General features: G+C 56.7%; 15 protein-coding genes. 8 read left to right on the top strand and 7 right to left on the bottom strand.

Annotation, left to right across the window (positions count from 1 at the left end; all coding sequences use genetic code 11):
• Window positions 1–33: 33 nt before the first annotated feature.
• Window positions 34–906, bottom strand: a complete 873-nt coding sequence (locus tag ACA373_RS00430) for an oxygenase MpaB family protein (RefSeq protein ID WP_370733847.1) — start codon at window positions 904–906, stop codon at window positions 34–36.
• Window positions 907–1,127: 221 nt separating this feature from the next.
• Here ACA373_RS00430 and ACA373_RS00425 point away from each other — a divergent pair, with 221 nt between their 5' ends.
• From ACA373_RS00425 to ACA373_RS00415, 3 genes are all read left to right on the top strand, one after another.
• Entirely contained in the window at window positions 1,128–1,370 is a 243-nt protein-coding gene (locus tag ACA373_RS00425) for a hypothetical protein (protein WP_370733846.1), read from the top strand.
• A gap of 365 nt (window positions 1,371–1,735) precedes the next feature.
• Window positions 1,736–2,125, top strand: coding sequence for a lysozyme inhibitor LprI family protein (locus ACA373_RS00420; RefSeq protein WP_253454805.1), 390 nt, complete (start codon window positions 1,736–1,738; stop codon window positions 2,123–2,125).
• A 364-nt stretch (window positions 2,126–2,489) separates the two neighbouring features.
• A complete protein-coding gene (locus ACA373_RS00415) occupies window positions 2,490–2,975 on the top strand; it encodes a GNAT family N-acetyltransferase (protein ID WP_253454807.1) in 486 nt (161 codons plus the stop codon).
• Window positions 2,976–3,031: 56 nt separating this feature from the next.
• Here the strand turns inward: ACA373_RS00415 and bglX are convergent, their stop codons facing one another.
• Entirely contained in the window at window positions 3,032–5,329 is a 2,298-nt protein-coding gene (gene bglX / locus ACA373_RS00410) for a beta-glucosidase BglX (protein ID WP_253454808.1), read from the bottom strand.
• Window positions 5,330–5,477: 148 nt separating this feature from the next.
• Between bglX and dld the strand changes: the two genes are divergently transcribed.
• On the top strand, window positions 5,478–7,211 hold the full coding sequence (dld, locus tag ACA373_RS00405; RefSeq protein WP_370733845.1) for a D-lactate dehydrogenase: 1,734 nt from the start codon (window positions 5,478–5,480) through the stop codon (window positions 7,209–7,211).
• Between the two features lie 281 nt (window positions 7,212–7,492).
• On the opposite strand, the gene ACA373_RS00400 is transcribed toward dld, so the two are convergent.
• The 3 genes from ACA373_RS00400 to ACA373_RS00390 all read right to left on the bottom strand — a co-directional run bounded on the left by ACA373_RS00400 (window position 7,493) and on the right by ACA373_RS00390 (window position 11,719).
• Complete coding sequence (locus tag ACA373_RS00400) at window positions 7,493–9,928, bottom strand: DUF3772 domain-containing protein (RefSeq protein WP_370733844.1); 2,436 nt, start codon at window positions 9,926–9,928, stop codon at window positions 7,493–7,495.
• 85 nt (window positions 9,929–10,013) lie between these two features.
• Window positions 10,014–10,952 (bottom strand): D-alanyl-D-alanine endopeptidase, encoded by a 939-nt coding sequence (gene pbpG / locus ACA373_RS00395; RefSeq protein WP_253454811.1) that lies wholly within the window; start codon window positions 10,950–10,952, stop codon window positions 10,014–10,016.
• A 179-nt stretch (window positions 10,953–11,131) separates the two neighbouring features.
• Window positions 11,132–11,719, bottom strand: a complete 588-nt coding sequence (locus tag ACA373_RS00390) for a Yip1 family protein (RefSeq protein WP_125288822.1) — start codon at window positions 11,717–11,719, stop codon at window positions 11,132–11,134.
• Window positions 11,720–11,938: 219 nt separating this feature from the next.
• Between ACA373_RS00390 and ACA373_RS00385 the strand changes: the two genes are divergently transcribed.
• On the top strand, window positions 11,939–12,514 hold the full coding sequence (locus ACA373_RS00385) for a DedA family protein (RefSeq protein ID WP_253454812.1): 576 nt from the start codon (window positions 11,939–11,941) through the stop codon (window positions 12,512–12,514).
• A gap of 39 nt (window positions 12,515–12,553) precedes the next feature.
• Here ACA373_RS00385 and ACA373_RS00380 read toward each other — a convergent pair whose 3' ends face one another.
• On the bottom strand, window positions 12,554–13,330 hold the full coding sequence (locus ACA373_RS00380) for an SDR family oxidoreductase (protein WP_370733843.1): 777 nt from the start codon (window positions 13,328–13,330) through the stop codon (window positions 12,554–12,556).
• A 142-nt stretch (window positions 13,331–13,472) separates the two neighbouring features.
• On the opposite strand from ACA373_RS00380, the gene ACA373_RS00375 reads away from it, so the two are divergent.
• The 3 genes from ACA373_RS00375 (at window position 13,473) to treB (ending at window position 18,360) form a co-directional block, all read left to right on the top strand.
• Window positions 13,473–15,287, top strand: a complete 1,815-nt coding sequence (locus ACA373_RS00375) for a glycoside hydrolase family 15 protein (RefSeq protein ID WP_253454814.1) — start codon at window positions 13,473–13,475, stop codon at window positions 15,285–15,287.
• Between the two features lie 171 nt (window positions 15,288–15,458).
• Window positions 15,459–16,691 (top strand): L,D-transpeptidase family protein, encoded by a 1,233-nt coding sequence (locus ACA373_RS00370; RefSeq protein ID WP_370733842.1) that lies wholly within the window; start codon window positions 15,459–15,461, stop codon window positions 16,689–16,691.
• 247 nt (window positions 16,692–16,938) lie between these two features.
• Complete coding sequence (treB, locus tag ACA373_RS00365; protein ID WP_253454816.1) at window positions 16,939–18,360, top strand: PTS trehalose transporter subunit IIBC; 1,422 nt, start codon at window positions 16,939–16,941, stop codon at window positions 18,358–18,360.
• A 58-nt stretch (window positions 18,361–18,418) separates the two neighbouring features.
• Here treB and ACA373_RS00360 read toward each other — a convergent pair whose 3' ends face one another.
• Window positions 18,419–19,432: a DUF481 domain-containing protein gene (locus tag ACA373_RS00360; RefSeq protein WP_253454817.1), complete on the bottom strand. Its 1,014-nt coding sequence runs from the start codon at window positions 19,430–19,432 to the stop codon at window positions 18,419–18,421.
• Window positions 19,433–19,511: the final 79 nt, after the last annotated feature.

Below are 19,511 nucleotides of genomic sequence, written 5' to 3'. Positions count from 1 at the left end.
CGTGCGCGCCATGTCACAACAAGGGTAATAATCTCAAATTTCGCGCCCCATGCGCTGCATGGCACGATAATAGCCGCCGCGACGCACGCACCAGCGCAGCCCGGCCGCCAGCCATTTCATCCGCTGGCGGATTAGCGCCCGCCGCCAGCCGGAAAAGCGAAAGCCAAACTGCTGCTGCGTCCATTCGGGCAAAAGCTCAATGCCCGCCATCATCATAGTGCGCATGGCCGGACGCGCCTGCCAGCTCGGCGCGGGCATGGTCAGCAGCACGGCGAGCACCGCTCTGGTGCGCTCGTCACAGCGCAGCTGCGGCCGCATCGCCGTCAGATAAGCCTCAACTTCCTGTACCGTTTTCGGCACCTGCTCCGCGCCCAGCGCTTCGGCCACCACGGCGGCCTCCGCATAATAGCGATCCTGATCCTCGCGGCTGAGCTGCGGATTTTTATAGCGTAAATGGGCAGCCAGAAAGCGGCTGGTTTCCGCCACGTGTACCCAGGTCAGCAGCGCCGGATCGCTGGCGGCATAGGGGTTGCCCTGGCCATCAACGCCCGTTACCCGCAGATGGATCCGTTTTACGCGCTCAATTAACGTATGGGCGTCCGCCGTGTTGCCAAAGGTGGTCACGGCGATAAACTGGCTGGTGCGCCGCAGCCTGCCTGACATATCCTCGCGAAAGGTTGAGTGATCCCAGACGCCTGCCAGCGCCTGCGGATGCAGCATCTGCATCAGCAGCGCGGAGATACCGCCGCACAGCATCGACGAGAAATCGCCGTGCACCTGCCAGATAACGCTGTCCGGCCCGTAAAGACCGGGATCGCCAGGCGGCTGGCTGAGGTCGAAGTCGTTCATCGCCAGCCCGTTCAGGCGAAAGACCTGCTGCTGGATCCTGTCTCTGAGTGAAAGCATTATTTTCCTGATTTTGGGGCGTTAATGACGTCTGATACAGCCCAGGCTGCGTTTTCGGGCAGTTCATCTTCGTGCCAACGTGACATCCGGCCTTGCCGATGTAATAAATTATATAATATTCCTTTGTTCTTTTTTAGACTTTGCAAGCAAGATGATACTTCGTTATATTTCTCGAGTAGCTTACTCAGCCTTTAAATCAGATATCAAAAGGATAAGGGAATATGCTTGAACCAGAAAAAGGATTATTAACCTTCAGAGCTGAAGGCAGCAATAATAAAAGTAGCCTTTATTTTTCCAGAAAAATTCATTTCCCGCAGGATGCAGAAAGATGTGATGGCGTTTTGTCAGGCGTCACGCTCGGCAGAGGCTACGACCTGGGTCACCGTAGCCGGTCAGAAATCATCAGTGACCTTACTTATGCGGGCTTGCCGGTCAGTAAAGCGAAAAAGCTTGCTGAAGCATAACGCCTGACAGGGTGTGAAGCACGAAATTTTGTAAAAAAGCATCATCATGAAATTGGCATTATTACTGAAATTCAACAGGTAAAATTGTTTGAAAAAATACATCCTGATTATGAAGTAAGGGCGAAAAACAACTATAACTCCTGGCTAAAAAACAGATCGGATATCGTTCCCTGGGGATCCCTAAGTTTGGCCATCAAAAATGTTTTAATTGATTTCGTTTATCAAGGCTATACCAAAAGCGCGCGCCCTATGCTGGCTGGTGCACATAACAATCCACAGGAACTTATTAATTATATAAGAAATACGCCGGCCCTTCGTGATGATGAGCCTGCCAGACGAAGAGTAAACTATTTACTGGAGTCGCGATGAAAAAATCTCTCGCGTTCGTATTACTTATCTGCCAGGCGAGCTTTGCTCAGGAGAATTGCGCGACGATCACCAATAGCGAGCAGTACTATAACTGCTCATATATCAAAAAGGAGGCCGCTACCAAAAGGCTGGATGCTGTTTACAGTAAGTATTTAACTGAAGTTACTCATAGCTACACTGAGCATAAAAATATTGGTGAGGATCTTCTGGCTAAAATTAAAAAATCTCAGGTAGCATGGCTTAATTATATGCACGCTACTTGTGATATTTATGCCTTTCAGATCGACGAAAATAACCAGCGTCATACCGCGGCAATTAATCAATGTGTTACTGATATGTCGGAAAAAAGAGTCACGGAGCTGGCAGAAATGATAGCCAATATTTAACCAGTACAAGCCACGCCAGCCGGTATGCTCACCGTTAGTTGCCCGGATTTTCTTGCCGCCAGGGGGCAGGAATGTACAAACGCCGTCTACGGTAGCAAATCGGCGGCCATACCACGACGAAATGCACAAATGCCCTCTGCAGCGGCAAGCTGGCGATCGTAGCGGCGGCGAAAGCTTTCCAGCTGTTATCCAGATTATGTAAAAAGGTCACGCGTGGTTCCTGACTGAAAAATCCACCATATCGGTGCGGAAACTTCGCATCACAGGGAGAGTCGGGCGCAGGTAAAAAGTTTGATTGCGCTTAATTCCGCACGCAATAACCTTTATGCTTATCCGCTTTAACCCGCAGGGAAAAGGAAAAGCCATGAGTATCACTATCCGCCAGGCCCGTCCGGCAGACGCGCAAACCATTTACGCGATGATTTATGAACTGGCCGTTTATGAAAAAGCGCCGGAAGAAGTTGTGACCACGCCGGAGGAAATTCGCGAGACGCTGTTTGGCGCAGAAAGCAAAACCGAAGCGCTGATTTGCGAAGTGGACGGCACCGCCGTCGGCTATGCGGTGTTTTTTACCAGCTACTCAACCTGGCTTGGCCGCAACGGCATTTATCTGGAAGATCTCTATATTTCGCCCGATGCGCGCGGCAACGGCGCGGGCAAAGCGCTGATTAAGCATATTGCGCAGCTGGCCGTGCAGCGCCGCTGCGGTCGTCTGGAGTGGAGCGTGCTGGACTGGAATCAGCCCGCTATCGACTTCTATTTAAGCATTGGCGCCGTGGCGCAAAGCGAATGGGTGCGTTATCGCCTGGACGGCGACGCGCTGCTGAAATTTGCCGAAGCAGGAAAGTGAAAAGGAGGCGAATATTCGCCTCCTGATGTCTACAGCCGGGCCTTCACGCCCGGTTTTTACAGGTAATTAAATTCCGCATCGCTGGTGTGAACAGAATCCAGCCCGATCATCACGCTGAATTTACCCGGTTCCGCCACCTGCTGCATTTTGGCGTTCCAGAATTTAAGCGCCTTCACGTCAACAGGGAAGGTCACGGTCTGCGACTCGCCCGCTTTCAGCATAATGCGCTTAAAGCCCTTCAGCTCCTTCACCGGGCGGCTAACGCTGGCGACCTGGTCACGCAGGTAAAGCTGCACCACGGTCGCGCCGTCAAGCTTGCCGGTGTTGGTCACCGTGACCGAAGCCGAAACCTGACCGTTACGCGGCATGGTTTTAGCCGAAAGCGTGACCGGCGATACCGTAAAGCTGGTATAGCTCAGCCCGTAGCCAAACGGATAAAGCGGGCCATTCTCTGCATCATAGTAATGCGAGGTATATTTGTTCGGCCTTGCCGGATCGTAAGGCCGCCCCGTGTTCAGGTGGTTGTAGTAGATTGGGATCTGCCCTACCGAACGAGGGAAAGACATCGGCAGCTTGCCGGACGGATTGTAATCGCCGAACAGCACGTCCGCGATGGCGTTGCCGCCTTCGGTGCCGCTGAACCAGGTTTCCAGCAGCGCATCCGCTTCGCGGCTCTCTTTAACGATAGCCAGCGGGCGCCCGTTCATCAGCACCAGCACCAGCGGCTTGCCGGTCGCCTTCAGCGCGCTAATCAGCGCCTGCTGCGAAGGCGGAATGGTGATATCACTGCGGCTGGACGCTTCATGCGCCATGCCCTGCGCTTCGCCCACCACGGCAACCACCACATCCGCTTTTTTCGCCGTCTCTACCGCTTCGTCCAACAGCTGCTGCGGGGTGCGCGCATCCACCGTGACCGCTTTTTCATAGAGGTTCAGAAAGTCCTGAATGCCCTTGTTGTCGCTGACGTTAGCGCCTTTGGCGTAAAGCAGCGTGGCTTTGCCTGCGGTAGCGTTTTTAATGCCTTGCATGACGGTAACGGACTGCGAGGCAACGCCTGCCGCCGACCAGCTGCCCATAATATCGCGCTGGCTGTCGGCCAGCGGGCCGATCAGCGCAATAGTGCCCGCTTTTTTCAGCGGCAGCGTGTCATTGCGGTTTTTCAGCAACACGATGCTTTTGCGAGCGACATCACGCGCTTCCGGCCGGTGTAAGCGGCTTTCGGCATTGGTGTCTTTGGGATCGCTCTCCGCCGGGCCAAGATGGCTGTAGGGATCGTTAAACAGCCCCATATCATATTTGACGTTAAGCACGTGGCGCGTGGCATCGTCGATATCCGCCATGCTGACCGCGCCGCTTTTTACCAGGTTCGGCAGATACTTGCTGTAGTATTCGTCGCTCATGCTCATATTCACGCCGGACTGGATGGCGACACGTACGGCATCCTGCGGATCGCTGGCCACGCCGTGCTTCATCAGCTCTTTGATCGCGCCGTGATCGCTGATGGTGATGCCTTTGAACTTCCAGTCATCCCGCAGCAAATCTTTCAGCAGCCAGCTATTGGAAGTGGCAGGCACGCCGTTGATTGAATTCAGTGAGACCATCACGCCGCCGCTGCCCGCGTCCAGCGCCGCTTTGTAAGGCGGCAGATAGTCCTGCGCCAGCCGCTGCGGGCTCATATCCACCGTGTTGTAATCGCGACCGCCCTCTACCGCACCATAGGCGGCGAAGTGCTTCACGCTGGTCATCACCGAATAGCGATCCGCCGGGCTTTTGCCCTGCATGGATTCCACCAGCATGCGGCCCATCTCCGAGGTCAGCCAGGTATCCTCGCCGAACCCTTCCGATACCCTGCCCCAGCGCGGTTCGCGCGTGACGTCCACCATCGGCGCCCAGGTCATGTTCAGGCCGTCGTCCGCCGCTTCATAAGCCGACACGCGCCCCACGGTTGCGATAGCATCCAGATCCCAGCTTGCCGCCAGCGCCAGCGGAATAGGGAAAACGGTACGCTGACCGTGTACCACGTCATAGGCAAAGAACAGCGGAATTTTCAGGCGGCTGAGCTGCATCGCCTGATCCTGCATCGCGCGGATATCGTGGCGCGTGACGGTATTAAAGATCGCGCCGACCTGCTCTTGCTTGATCATTTCCCGGATAGCCTCTTTCGGGTTATCCGGGCCGACGCTGATTAACCGGAGCTGGCCGATTTTTTCATCCAGCGTCATTTTCTGCAGGAGGTTGCTCACAAAGGCATCGCGAGCTTCGGGCGTCAGCGGGTGCTGCCCGTGGTTATCGTCGGCAAAGGCAGGCTGTAGCGCCAGCGCAACGGCGAAGCTAACAGAACAAATCCATTTCATCAGGGTAGTTTCTCTCAGGTAAACGACAGAAAATCGTGCGGCGAGTGTGCCATAAGTTGAGGATAGCAGGTAGTTTTCAAGCCGGTTGAGCCTGCTTTAGTTCAGCGGTGCTAAAGTTAGGGCGTGCGATAAAAAAGGACACAAGGATATGAACAGACCCTCATCAACCGGCAGCAGGCTGGTTTCGGAACTGGGCCGCATCGTCGGCCGCGCCCACTTGCTGACCGATCCGCAAAAAACCGAACGCTACCGCAAAGGCTTCCGCTCTGGCGAAGGCGAAGCGCTGGCCGTGGTGTTTCCCGGCACGCTGCTGGAACAGTGGCGCATTTTACAGGCCTGCGTGGCGGCAGACGTCATCGTGCTGATGCAGGCGGCCAATACCGGCCTTACCGAAGGCTCGACGCCAAACGGCAACGATTACGATCGCGACATCGTGATTGTCAGCACCCGCCGGATGGATAAAATTCAGCTGCTGGATGACGGCAAACAGGTGCTGGCGTTTCCCGGCAGCACGCTTTATCAGCTGGAAAAAATCCTTAAGCCGCTGGGGCGCGAACCGCATTCGGTGATTGGCTCCTCCTGCATTGGCGCGTCGGTGCTGGGCGGCATCTGCAACAACTCCGGCGGTTCGCTGATTAAGCGCGGCCCGGCCTACAGCGAAATGGCGCTCTATGCGCAAAAAGATGCCAGCGGCAGGCTGGTGCTGGTAAACCATCTTGGTATTGAGCTGGGCAGCACGCCGGAGCAAATTCTCAGCCGGCTTGATGATGAAACCTGGCGGCCTGAAGATGTGCGCTACGACAGGCGACACGCGTCGGATCACGACTACGCGGAACGCGTGCGCGAAGTCGAGGCGGATACGCCCTCCCGCTTTAACGCCGATGCGCGGCGGCTGTTTGAGGCTTCCGGCTGTGCGGGCAAGCTGGCCGTCTTCGCCGTGCGGCTGGATACCTTCACCAGCGAAAAAGCCCAGCAGGTTTTTTATATCGGCACCAATCAGCCTGCCGTGCTGGACGAGCTGCGCCGCCATATCCTGCAACACTTTAACCAACTGCCGGTGGCAGGCGAATATCTGCACCGCGATATGTTTGATATTGCCGAAACTTACGGTAAAGACACCTTTGTGATGATCGATAAACTCGGCACCGATAAAATGCCGCTGTTTTTCGCGCTGAAAGGCCATACCGACGCGCTGTTGAAGCGCTTCTCGTTTATTAAGCCCAACCTTACCGACCGCGTGATGCAAAAAATCAGCGGCCTGCTGCCTTCACACCTTCCCGCCAGGCTGAAAGCTTACCGCGATCGTTTCGAGCATCATCTGATGTTGAAAATGGCCGGGCCGGGCGTGGAGGAAGCGCGCCAGTACCTGAAAGATTATTTTCAGCAGGCGGACGGCGACTATTTTGAGTGCACGCCGGAAGAAGGCGGCAAGGCCTTTTTGCATCGCTTTGCCGCAGCGGGCGCGGCCGTTCGCTATCATGCGGTGCATCAGCAGGAAGTGGAGGATATTCTGGCGCTGGATATCGCCCTGCGCCGCAACGATCGCGACTGGTTTGAAAAGCTGCCGCCGGAATTTGACGACGCGCTGGTGCATCGTCTCTATTACGGCCACTTTTTCTGCCACGTCTTCCATCAGGATTACATCGTGAAAAAGGGCGTTGACGCGCATGCCCTGAAGGAGAAGATGTTGCAGATCCTCAGCGAGCGCGGCGCGGAATATCCTGCCGAACATAACGTAGGCCATCTTTACCAGGCCAAACCGCAGCTGAAAGCTTTTTATCAGCAGCTCGATCCCACCAACAGTTTTAACCCCGGCATCGGCAAAACCACCCGGGCGAAAAACTGGGCGGAGTGTGGCTGTACAGGGAAAGCGGAACGCTAAGCCAGATAGCGGCATGACCGATAGGCATGCCGCCTCAGACTGCTGACAAAGATAAAGAATACGTGCGAACCGGACTTTTTGCAGCGAAACCGCAGCCCCGCAGCAGCAGAGGCTGAGCGGATAAGCGGACCGTTTTGGCGCATGGACGCGCCAAACGAGCCTGGAGGGACGTGCGCGTCCGTGTTCCGATCTGCCTCTGCTGCTTTTCACCGGCCCGAACGCGACCTGGTGACAGCATATGAGTTTGTCAGTAATCTCCTGCGGCATATGCCGCCTGGCGTTTACGCCTCGCCGTCCTGCACCACCACTTTCTGACCGTTACGCTGCTCGACGATCATCGTCTGCGGCGTGGAAAGCACGATGCCTTCTTTGCGCAGCCGCGTCAGAATATCAAACAGCAGATCGCTCTTCGCGCCGGAAACCTGGCGCGGACTGGTGACGTTGCCGGTCACCGACAGCACAATGCCGGCCGGGGTAAGATCCTTAAAGGTGACGGAAGGCTCCGGCGTATCCAGAATGCGCTCGTTATCGACATAAACGTCCAGCAGCAGCTGGCGCACCTTGACCGGATCGATATCCAGCGGGAACGTCAGCGTAATGGTCGCCACGCCCTGCGCGTTACCCATTGTCGCGTTACGCACGTTCTGCGAGATAAACTGCGAGTTCGGCACGATCACCGTGGATTTATCGCCCAGCTGGATCTCGGTGGCGCGCACGTTAATACGACGGATATCCCCTTCAATGCCGCTGATACTGACCAGATCGCCCACTTTTACCGGCCGTTCGGTCAGCAGGATCAGACCAGAGATAAAGTTTTTAACGATTTCCTGCAGGCCGAAACCGATACCGACCGACAGGGCGCTGACGATCCAGGCCAGCTTGTTCCATTGCAGCCCCATCACCGACAGCGCCAGCAGGATCACCAACACATAGCCCAGGTTACTGAACAGCGTAATCAGCGACACCCGCATCCCGGTGTCCATAGTGGTTTTCGGCAGGAAATCCTGATCCAGCCAGCGGCGAGCCGAACGCAGCACGTAGATGCCGACAATCAGGCACAGCAGCGCGTTCAGCACGTGCGCCGGCACGATGTTCAGCGACTCCAGCCCTTTGCCGCCCCAGAACTCAATGGCTTTTTGCACCAGCTCAATCGGCGTGGCGCTGCTGAATGTGCCGTTCAGCAAGGCTATCGCGGCGATCAGCACCAGCACGGTTTTACCCAGCGCGCCCAGCAGCGCAGCGACCTGGGAAAGGTGGCGCTCGTCGATATTCAGCGAGCGCTGAATGCCTTTGCCGGTGGCGTTGCTGGTAGAAAACAGCGATTCGCTGGCGTCGGCCACCAGGTGGCTGAGAATATAAAACGAGCCGCAGACGATCCCCGCCCAAACCAGCTCGTAGCTCAGAAAGCGCGCCAGCGTGACGTAGCCGATCACCAGCGCCGCCATAATCGCCACGCCGGTCAGCGTGATCGCCATCTGGATCAGGCCAACCAGCGTCGATTTGGCTTCCGGCTGCGCGCCTTCCAGCGCCAGTTTGCGGCGCACGCGATTGGTGCGGAAACTGATAGAGAGCGCCGCCGCGCCGATCAGCAGCGCGGTGATGCCGTTTGCCATCACCGTGGTGGCGACGCTGGTATTGGCGCTGCTGTTAAGGTTTTCCAGCGCCTGAAACACAAACACCAGTCCCGCCATCAGCGGCGGGAAGGGTTTTAACGCCAGCGCTACTTCGTTGGAAATCGTCGGCAGACGCCAGGAAGGCCGACGCGTGGAGAGAAACGCCCGGCCCAGGCCCGCAATCAGACCGCAGAAGATGCTCAGGCCGACCAGCTTATCGGCAAAGGCGCGCACGTCGTCCGTCACGTCAGGATGACGGGTAAAGGCCAGGTTGAGGAAGTTAAAGGCCAGCACCACGGCGGCCAGCGTGGTCAGCGCAATCGCGGCGGCAAGAAAACTGCGGCGCAAACGTCCTTCCGGCAGACGGTGGATACCCACCCACGCAAGAAACTCTTCCATATAGCGGCGTCCGAACGTCGCCACCAGGCCCGCTAACACTATCCACACCACCGTGCCCATGCGCCAGTCCGGCTGCCAGGCCAGCACCGCCGTATCGGCCAGCTCGTCAAGAAAGCCTTTCACTTTCTCATTGTCGTTGCTCTGGCTGTTGTACAGCGGCGACCAGAAGCGCGGCCCGAAAATACTGCCCGCGTTAAGGGCCAGCTGGGTCTTTAACGCATCGCGGCGCAGGCTGACGATCTGCGTAGACAGGTTGGTCGCGCCGCTTTTAATCGCTTCCGCCTGGCTAATCTGATCGTCGATTTTTGCCTTCTGGTTTTGCAGATTTTTACGCTTGCTGGTGACTTCCGAAGTCTCTTTGACACCGCTTTCCGGCTTCGGCGGCGGGCCGAGCACGTCAAGCTGGGCCTGAAGCTGAGCACGCTGCGGCGTAATGGCCTGCACCAGCGTGTCGGCGTCGCCGGACAGCTCCTGCGCCATCTCGTTCAGCGCGCTAAGCTTGCTGTCGTTGGTTTCGCCGGAAACCTGCTGTTTGATTTTATCCAGCACCTTCTGCATTTTAGGCAGCTCAACGGCGGCGTTGAGTTTGGCCGGTGCCTCGGCGGTTTGCTGGCTGGCATCATCGTCAGCGGCCCAGCTCAGCGCGGGCGAAAACGCGATCAGCGCAAACAGACAGGCGCGTAAAAAAGTCACTATGGTAGACATGAAAAGTTCCAGATATCAGACAATCGGACGGGCAAACGCGCGCTATTTTAGGGGTTTGCCCGCCTGAAAACCAGCAGATGCTTAACTATTCAGTAACGTCGCCGTTACCGCCATTGCTGACCATTTCCGCCGCGCGCTGCTTTTTATAGCTCAGGGCGGCGGCGGGAACCGGCGAAACTTTCCCCGTTTCCAGCCAGCTGCGCAGACGATTAGCGTCGGCAAAGTGGGTATATTTTCCAAAAGCGTCCAGTACCACCAGCGCCACCGGACGCTGTTTGATGACGGTGCGCATTACCAGGCAGTGGCCCGCCTGATTGGTGAAGCCGGTTTTGGTCAGCTGGATATTCCAGTCCGGCCGGTAAACCAGATGGTTAGTGTTGCGGAACGGCAGCGTATAGGGTGGATTGGCGAAGGTCGCCATCTCTTCATGGGTGGTGCTCAGCTGCCCAAGCAGCGGATAGCGCTTGCTGGCGATCAGCAGCTTAGTGAGATCGCGCGCGGTCGACACGTTCTGAATCGACAGCCCGGTAGGCTCTACGTAACGGGTATGGGTCATGCCCAGCTCGCGCGCTTTCGCGTTCATCGCCCGGATAAAGGCGTCGTAGCCGCCGGGATAGTGATGCGCCAGGCTGGCGGCCGCCCGGTTTTCCGAGGACATCAGCGCCAGCAGCATCATATCTTTGCGGCTGATTTCGCTGTTTAAACGCACGCGGGAAAAGACGCCGCGCATTTCCGGCGTATGACTGATATCCACTTTCAGCATCTCGTTCATCGGCAGATGCGCATCGAGCGCCACCATCACCGTCATCAGCTTGGTGATAGAGGCCATCGGCCGTACCAGATCGGGATGGCTTTCGTAGATCACTTTATTCGTATTGAGATCGACAATCATCGCGCTGCCGGAGGCAATCTGCGGTTGCGCCAGCGAGACCTCGTGCGGGCTGGCAGCGGCCTGATGCACAGCAACCTGTCCGGAAAAAAGCAGGGCCAAACTTAAAAGAGACAAGCGAATTTTTGCAGGCATTATTGAAAACTTAATCGGGTAGTGATTCAGGTATGGCCAGGCCATACGCCGCCGCCGCACAATGCACGCCACGCGGGGGCTGGCGGCGTCATCATACGATGGTGACTCATCTTTTTCCTAAGGGATATTCGTATCCGGGCGTAACGAATCCGCCGTCGGCGACCCGACGGCGGCGACAGTCAGAACAGGCGATAGCCGTAGCCCCAAAGAACCACGGTCATGGCCAGCAGCACTTCAAAGACCAGCACGCCAATCGCCAGCGTCGAGCCGGAAAAGCGCAGGCTTTCTTCCCGGTCGATATTCAGAAACATAGGGATGCCGAGGTACAGCAGATAGCCGGTATAGGCCAGCGCCAGCGCGCCGACAAAAACGCAAAGCCAGACCAGCGGATAAAGCGCGACCAGCCCGCTGATAAACAGCGGCGTAGCGACATAGCCCGCAAAAACGGTACAGCGTTGCAGGCTGGGACGTTGCGGATAGTTCCGCGCCATCCAGTGGATCACCCGGCCCATCACCGCAACGCCGCCTAAAATCAGGCCATAAAACAGAATGGCGAGGGCAAAAGCAGTCATCAGTGACAGCTGAACGGTACGCTGCGCGCCAAAGTCCCAACCTAATCGGGTGGTGCCGATAAACGCACAAATCACCGGGATCAGCGCCATCAATAAAACGTGATGGGTATAGTGATGCGAAACGGTTTCGTTTTCTTGCCGGATATCGCGCATTTCACGGTCAGGATGCGCAAGAAGTCCCCAGACATGGTTCATATCTTCACTCCTTTAGCTTTGAGAGGCCGCAGCGGACTGGCGGGTCAGGATAAAGTATAAACGATCGTAAACTGTTTATTTTTTAAACGCTGCATCCTCAGGCTAAGCGGTTCTGTTTGTTACGAAAAAAAGTGCGCTTTACGGCAACTTTTGTCCCGCTTTGGTCATCAACGTTTAGACTAAGAGCTTTTAGCGCATTAACCGCAGGAGCAAAGGCAAATGGATATCAATCAACTGATCACGCAGTACGGTTACGTGGCGCTGTTTTTAGGCTGTATTGCCGAAGGGGAAACCTTCACGCTGCTGGGCGGCGTGGCGGCGCATGAAGGCCTGCTGCACTACGGTCTGGTGGTGCTGGTGGCGATGGCGGGCGGCATTCTGGGCGATACCGCGCTCTTTTTCCTGGGCCGTTACTACGGCGCAAATATCCTTAAAAAATTTACAAAACATCAGAAGCAGATCAAAAAAGCCAACTCGTTAATCCGTAAGCGGCCGGTACTGTTTGTGATCGGCGTACGCTTTATGTACGGCCTGAGAATTGTCGGCCCGATTATCATCGGTTCCAGCCGCCTGAAGCCGCAAAAATTTATGCTGCTGAACGTGATTGGCGCGGTGCTGTGGGCGCTGATTTTCGTTTCGCTGGGCTATATCGGCGGCCAGGTTATCGCGCCGTGGCTGCATACGCTGGATCGCCACCTCAAGCAGATTTTCTGGGTGGTGCTGATTGTGGCGCTGGTCTGGGGAGTAAGGATTTGGTTTAAGCGCCGCGCGGCGCACCAGACGGATGAAGAGTAATGCTGACAGACAAAGGGCGAGGTCGCCCTTTGTCATCGGCTACTTCTGAATATAGAACTGCGGGTTCGCCAGCGTAAAGCCGCCGTCTATCACAAAAGACTGCCCGGTAGTGTAGCTGGCCCATTCGGAACAGAGCCAGGCGACCATGCTGGCTATTTCACGCGGATCGCCCGGTCGGCCTGCCGGGATCTCCGGAATAGAAACGTTACGGGCATCATCGTCGCTCATGTCGTTCATCGGCGTGGCGATCGCGCCGGGCGCTACCGAATTTACCAGAATGTTATGCGGCATCAGGCTCAGCGCCATCGATTTGGTCAGGCCGCCCAGCGCATGTTTGGCGGAGGTGTAGGCCGTTGAATCCGGCAACGGCGTGTGCTCGTGTACGGAGGTAATATTGACAATCCTGCCGCCCTCGCCCTGTTCAACCATATGGCGCGCGGCGATTTGCCCACAGACAAAAGCGCCGTCCACGTCCACGGTAAAGACTTTCCGCCACGAATCAAACGAGGTTTCCAGAAAAGGAGATTTATCGTTGGTGCCGGCGTTATTGACCAGGGCGTCAATGCGGCCGAGTTTACTGATTAACGCCTCCAGCGCCTTGCCGCCCTCCTGCGGATCCGCCAGGTCAAGATGCTGAATTTCCGCTCTCCTGCCCAGTGCACGCACCCGTTCCGCCGTATCCTGCGCGCCCTTTTCATCCGAGCGCCAGGTAATGCCGATATCGTACCCCTGCTCCGCTAACATAATCGCGCTGGCCTTGCCTATCCCGGAATCGGAAGCGGTAACAACGGCAACTTTCTGCTCTGCTTTACTCATGGGTTTCTCCTCGGTCGCTGTAAAAAAGCTAAGTATAGATGAGGGAGATTCAGCGGCATTTACACTTGCTTGCGCTTCCTGACGCCCGTCCCGCCGGACGCTGGCTATAGTTAAAAAACAACCGGCTACCCGAGGAAGGGGCATGAGCAAGATAAAAAGAAAGATCGAGGATCATGGCGTTATCGGGGATTTACGCACCTGTGCTTTAGTCGCCAACGATGGCGCAATCGACTACTTTTGCTGGCCGGATCTGGACAGCCCGTCCGTGTTTACCGCGCTGCTGGACGGTGACGAAGCGGGCCTGTTCAGCATTGAGCCTGACTGGCCGGAGGCGCGCCGCCAGCAGCTTTATCTGCCTGATACCAATATTCTGCAAACCCGCTGGCTGGATCGCAAAGGCGTGGCGGAAATTACCGACTATATGCCGCTCTGCCAGCCGGAAGACCGGCAGCCACGCCTGATCCGACGGGTTAAGGTCATTCATGGCGAAGCAACGTTTACGCTGCGCTGCGCGCCGGTTCATGACTATGCCCGCGCGGAAACCACGGCCAGCCTGAGCGAGGGCGACGTACTCTTCAGCGCGGAGAACCAGCCCACGCTGCGGTTGAGCGGTAAAGCTGACTTCCAGCTGGCGCGCAACGCGGCAACTTCTACTTTTACCTTACAGGCTGGCGAACACCGCGAGTTCGTGCTGGGCTGCGCGGACGACGAGAAGGTGGATGAGGAAAAGACCGCCCTGTGTTTCCAGGATACGCTGCGTTTCTGGCGGGACTGGAGCGCGAAAAGCACCTATCGCGGCCGCTGGCAGGAAATGGTGACCCGTTCGGCGCTGACCCTGAAGCTGCTGACCTCGTGGAAGCACGGCTCGATCGCCGCCGCCGCCACCTTCGGCCTGCCGGAGGAGCTGGGCGGTGAACGCAACTGGGACTATCGTGCCTCGTGGCTGCGCGACGCCTCTTTCAGCATGTACGCGCTGATGCGGCTGGGCTACGTCGATGAAGCCCGCCACTTTACGCATTGGGTTGGGCGCTGCGTCGAAAACAGCCATCACGACGTGGAAAAACTTCAGGTAATGTATCGCATCGACAGCGGTACCGAGCTGCACGAAAGCGAGCTGCTTAATCTTTCCGGCTACGCGAACTCCACGCCGGTACGCATCGGCAACGACGCCTGGAATCAGACGCAGCTGGATATCTATGGCGAGCTGATGGACGCCGTTTACCTGGCTAATAAATATGGCGAGGCCATCTCCCATCGCGGCTGGCTACACGTCAGTAAAATGATCGATCACGTCGGCGAAAACTGGAACAAGCCCGATGCGGGGATTTGGGAAATGCGCGGTGAACCGGAGCATTTTCTGCATTCGCGCCTGATGTGCTGGGTGGCGCTGGATCGGGCGATACGGCTGGGCCAGAAGCGCTCGCTGTCGTTTCCCTATGAGCGCTGGCTACGCATCCGCGACGAGATCCGCGAAGATATCTGGACAAACTTCTGGAATGAAGAACAGGGCCATTTCGTTGCCACACGCCACGGCGACTTTGTTGACGCCTCAATGCTGCTGATGCCGCTGGTGAGGTTCGTCGGCGCGACCGATCCTGACTGGCTGGCGACGCTCGACGTCATTAAAGATAAGCTGGTCAGTGACGGCCTGGTTAAACGCTATAACCGAACCGAAACGCCGGCTGACGGGCTGGAAGGCACGGAAGGCTCCTTTACCGCCTGTTCGTTCTGGTACGTAGAGTGCCTTGCGCGCGCCGGGCGGGTTTACGAAGCCCATTTTGAATTTGAAAAACTGCTAAGCTATGCCAATCCGCTCGGGCTTTATGCCGAGGAGTTCGATCACCAGGGCTATGCGTTGGGCAATACGCCGCAGGCGCTCAGCCATCTGGCGCTGATCAGCGCGGCCTTTTTCCTGAACCGCAAGCTGAACGGCGACGATCCGCTATGGCAGCCCTGACGCGGCGTGCCGCAGAGAACGCTCTGCGGCTAAATTTACGTAAAGCTGGCCTTTGGCCGCAAATGCAGGTTTATTCCTGCTGAGTTATGACCATATAATGTGCAGCCGGTCACAGCCGACCTGCACAGGCTCCTTTATCCACAGTTTACATGGCGCAATACCTTGAAGAATATGAAAAAAAGCATCCGCGCGTTAGCCACTTTACTGCTGGCCGCCACCGCTTACAGCCAGTCTGCTTTTGCCGTGGTTTATAATCTGCCCGCCGCCAACAGCCGTCTTATTGGCGAAAACATTGAAATTACCGTGCCTCAGGACAGCAAACTGCCGCTGGAGGCGTTTGCCGCACAGTATCAGATGGGCCTGAGCAACATGCTCGAAGCCAACCCCGGAGTGGATGTCTATCTGCCGAAAGCAGGCTCAAAACTGATCGTGCCTCAGCAGCTGATCCTGCCCGACGCGCCGCGCGAAGGGGTGGTGATCAACAGCGCTGAAATGCGTCTTTATTACTATCCGAAAGGCGGTAAGACCGTGGTCGTGCTGCCGGTCGGCGTGGGCGAACTGGGTAAAGATACGCCGGTAAACTGGACGACAACGGTACAAAGCAAGAAAGACGGCCCAACCTGGACGCCGACGAAAAAGATGCATGAAGACGCCGCGGCGGCCGGTTCGCCGCTGCCGCCGATCTTCCCGGCCGGCCCGGACAACCCGATGGGCCTTTACGCGCTCTATATCGGCCGCCTGTACGCTATCCACGGCACCAACGCTAACTTTGGCATCGGCCTGCGCGTCAGCCACGGCTGCGTGCGTCTGCGCGCCGACGATATCAAATGGCTGTTCGACAACGTGCCTGTGGGTACGCGCGTACAGTTTATCGACCAGCCGGTGAAGGCGAGCGTGGAGCCGGACGGCACCCGCTATATCGAGGTGCACAACCCGCTGTCGCAGACCGAAGAGCAGTTCAACTCACGCGAGCCGGTGCCGCTGACGCTGACCGCCGCCGTGAATAAAGTGGTTGGCGACGCCAGCGTGGACAGCGCGAGCCTCGAAGCCGCGCTGAAAGCCCGTACCGGCATGCCGACCAAGGTCAACGGCGCGTCCGGCAACGGCTATGCGGCCCCGATCCCTGTTCAGGAGAACAACAGCGCGCAGCCAACAGAGCAGCCAACCACGCCAGTTACGCCGCAGGGCGCTAACGTGGGCGGCGAGGCGGCCCCGGCGGCTACGGTAGACGGCCAGCCCGCGCCCGCGACCGTAGACGGTCAGGCCACCGGCGAAGGCGCAACCGACGCGCCGCAGGCACCGGCAGCAGGCGACAACGGCTTTGTCGTGCCGGCGCAGCCTGGCCCGGTTTACGATAAGACTACCAAACCGGCAGCGAAAGTCGCGGTGCCAGCGCAGTCGTAACCGAACTCGCTCACTCACCAGCAAAAACGGGCCTTATGGCCCGTTTTTTATTGCACGCCGTGGGCTTTCTGACCGTTCTCTCCCGCAACTTTCATTTTTTTCTCAACCTGTTCTGTGATCGTTTTCAATAATTACTACATTCCTGCCAGAGATTATTTTTTAAACGGCTACGTTTTAAAAACGCAACGACATCCCATTAAAACAATAATGGCCAGCAAGACTTATCTTTCACCTCTGGAAGGCAAAAATGGCGAAAAAAAGTAATGCTCAGGATATTGATAAACTGATCGAACTGGTGGGCGGAAAAGAAAATATAGCAACGGTGAGCCATTGTATTACGAGGCTCAGATTTGTGCTTAACGATCCGGCGAAAGCCAGGCCCAAAGAGATTGAAACGCTGCCGATGGTGAAAGGCTGTTTTACCAATGCCGGTCAGTTTCAGGTGGTTATCGGCACGGATGTCGATGACTGGTATCAGGTATTGCTCAAACAAACACAGCTTAGCGGCACCGATAAAGAAAGCGCCAAGCGGGTCGCCAGGCAGAATATGAAATGGCACGAAAGCCTGATCTCGCACTTTGCCGAAATCTTTTTCCCGCTGCTGCCGGCGCTTATCAGCGGAGGGTTAATATTAGGCTTCCGTAATCTGATTGGGGATTTACCGCTTTATAACGATGCTCCGCTTACCGCCGCATCGGTAGTATGGAAAAGCGTTTACGATTTCTTGTGGTTAATTGGCGAGGCGATCTTCTTTTATATTCCGGTAGGCCTGTGCTGGTCTGTGGTTAAAAAAATGGGCGGTACCCCGATTTTAGGGATCGTGCTGGGGATCACCCTGGTTTCGCCGCAGCTGATGAATGCTTACCTGTTAGGCCAGCAGGTGCCTGAGTCGTGGAATTTTGGCTGGTTTACTATCGATAAGGTCGGCTATCAGTCTCAGGTTATCCCTTCAATTCTGGCTGGCCTGACGCTGGCATGGATTGAGCTTAAGCTGAAGCGTATCGTGCCGGATTATTTAACGCTGGTGGTGGTGCCGGTGGTATCGCTGCTGATCGCGGTGTTTCTGGCGCATACCCTTATTGGGCCTTTTGGCCGCATTGTCGGTAACGGTATCGCCTGGGGCGTAAGCCACCTGATGACCGGGCCTTTTGCCCCCGTCGGCTCCGCGCTGTTTGGCTTTTTGTATGCCCCGCTGGTTATCACCGGCGTGCATCAGACCACGCTGGCGGTAGATTTACAGCTGATCCAGAATCTTGGCGGCACACCGGTCTGGCCCATTATCGCCCTGTCGAACATGGCGCAGGGGTCAGCGGTGCTCGGCATCATCTTTATGAGCAAAAAAGTGAACGAGCGTGAAATCTCCGTACCAGCGGCTATCTCCGCTTATCTGGGCGTAACCGAACCGGCCATGTACGGGATCAACATGAAATACCGTTTTCCCATGCTGTGCGGCATGGTGGGATCGGCCTGCGCCGGTCTTATCTGCGGGCTTTCCGGCGTGATGGCGAACGGGATTGGCGTTGGCGGGCTGCCGGCTATTTTGTCGGTTAAAACGCAATATTGGGCCGTGTTTGGCATGGCGATGGTCGTCGCTATTGTTATTCCGCTGCTGCTTACGATGGCGATTTACAAACGCAAACAGGCCGCCGGCAAGCTGCTGGTAGTCTGAGAAAAGGCCGCTAAAAATGACGGAGCGTTAGTCCGTCTGCGGCGAAGGCCTCCGGGCGCTACCATTTCAGGCCCAGTCCGGTAGTAAAGTTACGCTCGTTGAGCGTATCGCGCGTGCCGCTGACCAGGTTATGGCCGTAGCTGACGTTCAGCGAAGACCAGCTGGTCAGCTGGTAACGCAGGCCGACCTCTGCATCCAGCGTAAAGATGTTGCCATCCAGCGAATGCCCCGCGTCGCCGTGGCTGAACAGCGCGATCTTTCTGCCCTCAAGAAAGCGCTGATAGTCCCAGCGCAGCGACGCGCCTAAATGACTGTCATAACTGCCGTCGCTATAGCCATAGGTAAACGCGCCGCCCAGCAGGGCCAGCGAGAAAGAACCCAGCTCGTCATCCCAGAACTGATAGCCAGGGCCGGTGCCCAGCAGCGCCTGTTCGGAAAGATCCTCCACCCAGTCGCGCTTGTAGCTGGCCCTGCCCTGCCAGAACAGCCGATCCTGAAACTTATAGTCCAGCGCATAGCGAAGGCTGTAGTTTTCGGTGTTCATGCTGTCGTCTTCTTTTTCGCGCGTATAGGTGCCGCCGAAATCGTTACGCCATTTGCCCACGTTGACCTTGTTGTTGTAAGCGAAATGCGAGTCCTGAGTATGGGTAGAGGCTTTTTTCAGGCTGACGCCCACATCGATATTGCCGGTCCAGGTCAGCGCGTCGGTTTTGGGTTTAGGCTTCATAAATTCGTCGAACTTCGCAACCTGAACGCGCTGCTCGTCATCGCCGCGCCGCACCACAATATAGCCCCGATCGGCGGCTTCCAGCTGCGCTTTAAACACCGTATCGCCGCTGCGCAGATCTATCGCCTTTTCACTGGAAAGCGTGCTGACCGCCCCCCAGTCCAGCGAAAGCGTACCGCCGTAGCTGCTGTCCATCACCAGTTTGCCGTCGCTTAACGAACGGATGGTACCGCTGAGGCGATCGCCATTTTTCATCCAGACCGTATCGGCGCGGGCAGCCCCCGTCGCCAGCACGGGCAGTAATAGCAGGCCGGTAAGCGGCGAGCGAAATAAAGAAAAAGACATAGGCGTGAACAGAATCCTCTGAAACGGCGGGCGAATGTCTTTATACCCTAATTGATAACGCGGGCGCTAAGCACGGGAA

Source organism: Erwinia sp. STN24 (genome assembly GCF_041320675.1).
In the GTDB taxonomy this organism is placed as follows: Bacteria; Pseudomonadota; Gammaproteobacteria; order Enterobacterales; family Enterobacteriaceae; genus Erwinia; species Erwinia aeris.
This window is presented reverse-complemented; position numbering and strand designations above follow the sequence as displayed.

Bases quoted from the DNA above. Each gene is read 5' to 3' on its own strand.
- ACA373_RS00430 (WP_370733847.1), bottom strand. From the start codon at position 906: ATGCTTTCACTCAGAGACAGGATCCAGCAGCAGGTCTTTCGCCTGAAC.
- ACA373_RS00425 (WP_370733846.1), top strand. From the start codon at position 1,128: ATGCTTGAACCAGAAAAAGGATTATTAACCTTCAGAGCTGAAGGCAGC.
- ACA373_RS00420 (WP_253454805.1), top strand. From the start codon at position 1,736: ATGAAAAAATCTCTCGCGTTCGTATTACTTATCTGCCAGGCGAGCTTT.
- ACA373_RS00415 (WP_253454807.1), top strand. From the start codon at position 2,490: ATGAGTATCACTATCCGCCAGGCCCGTCCGGCAGACGCGCAAACCATT.
- bglX (WP_253454808.1), bottom strand. From the start codon at position 5,329: ATGAAATGGATTTGTTCTGTTAGCTTCGCCGTTGCGCTGGCGCTACAG.
- dld (WP_370733845.1), top strand. From the start codon at position 5,478: ATGAACAGACCCTCATCAACCGGCAGCAGGCTGGTTTCGGAACTGGGC.
- ACA373_RS00400 (WP_370733844.1), bottom strand. From the start codon at position 9,928: ATGTCTACCATAGTGACTTTTTTACGCGCCTGTCTGTTTGCGCTGATC.
- pbpG (WP_253454811.1), bottom strand. From the start codon at position 10,952: ATGCCTGCAAAAATTCGCTTGTCTCTTTTAAGTTTGGCCCTGCTTTTT.
- ACA373_RS00390 (WP_125288822.1), bottom strand. From the start codon at position 11,719: ATGAACCATGTCTGGGGACTTCTTGCGCATCCTGACCGTGAAATGCGC.
- ACA373_RS00385 (WP_253454812.1), top strand. From the start codon at position 11,939: ATGGATATCAATCAACTGATCACGCAGTACGGTTACGTGGCGCTGTTT.
- ACA373_RS00380 (WP_370733843.1), bottom strand. From the start codon at position 13,330: ATGAGTAAAGCAGAGCAGAAAGTTGCCGTTGTTACCGCTTCCGATTCC.
- ACA373_RS00375 (WP_253454814.1), top strand. From the start codon at position 13,473: ATGAGCAAGATAAAAAGAAAGATCGAGGATCATGGCGTTATCGGGGAT.
- ACA373_RS00370 (WP_370733842.1), top strand. From the start codon at position 15,459: ATGAAAAAAAGCATCCGCGCGTTAGCCACTTTACTGCTGGCCGCCACC.
- treB (WP_253454816.1), top strand. From the start codon at position 16,939: ATGGCGAAAAAAAGTAATGCTCAGGATATTGATAAACTGATCGAACTG.
- ACA373_RS00360 (WP_253454817.1), bottom strand. From the start codon at position 19,432: ATGTCTTTTTCTTTATTTCGCTCGCCGCTTACCGGCCTGCTATTACTG.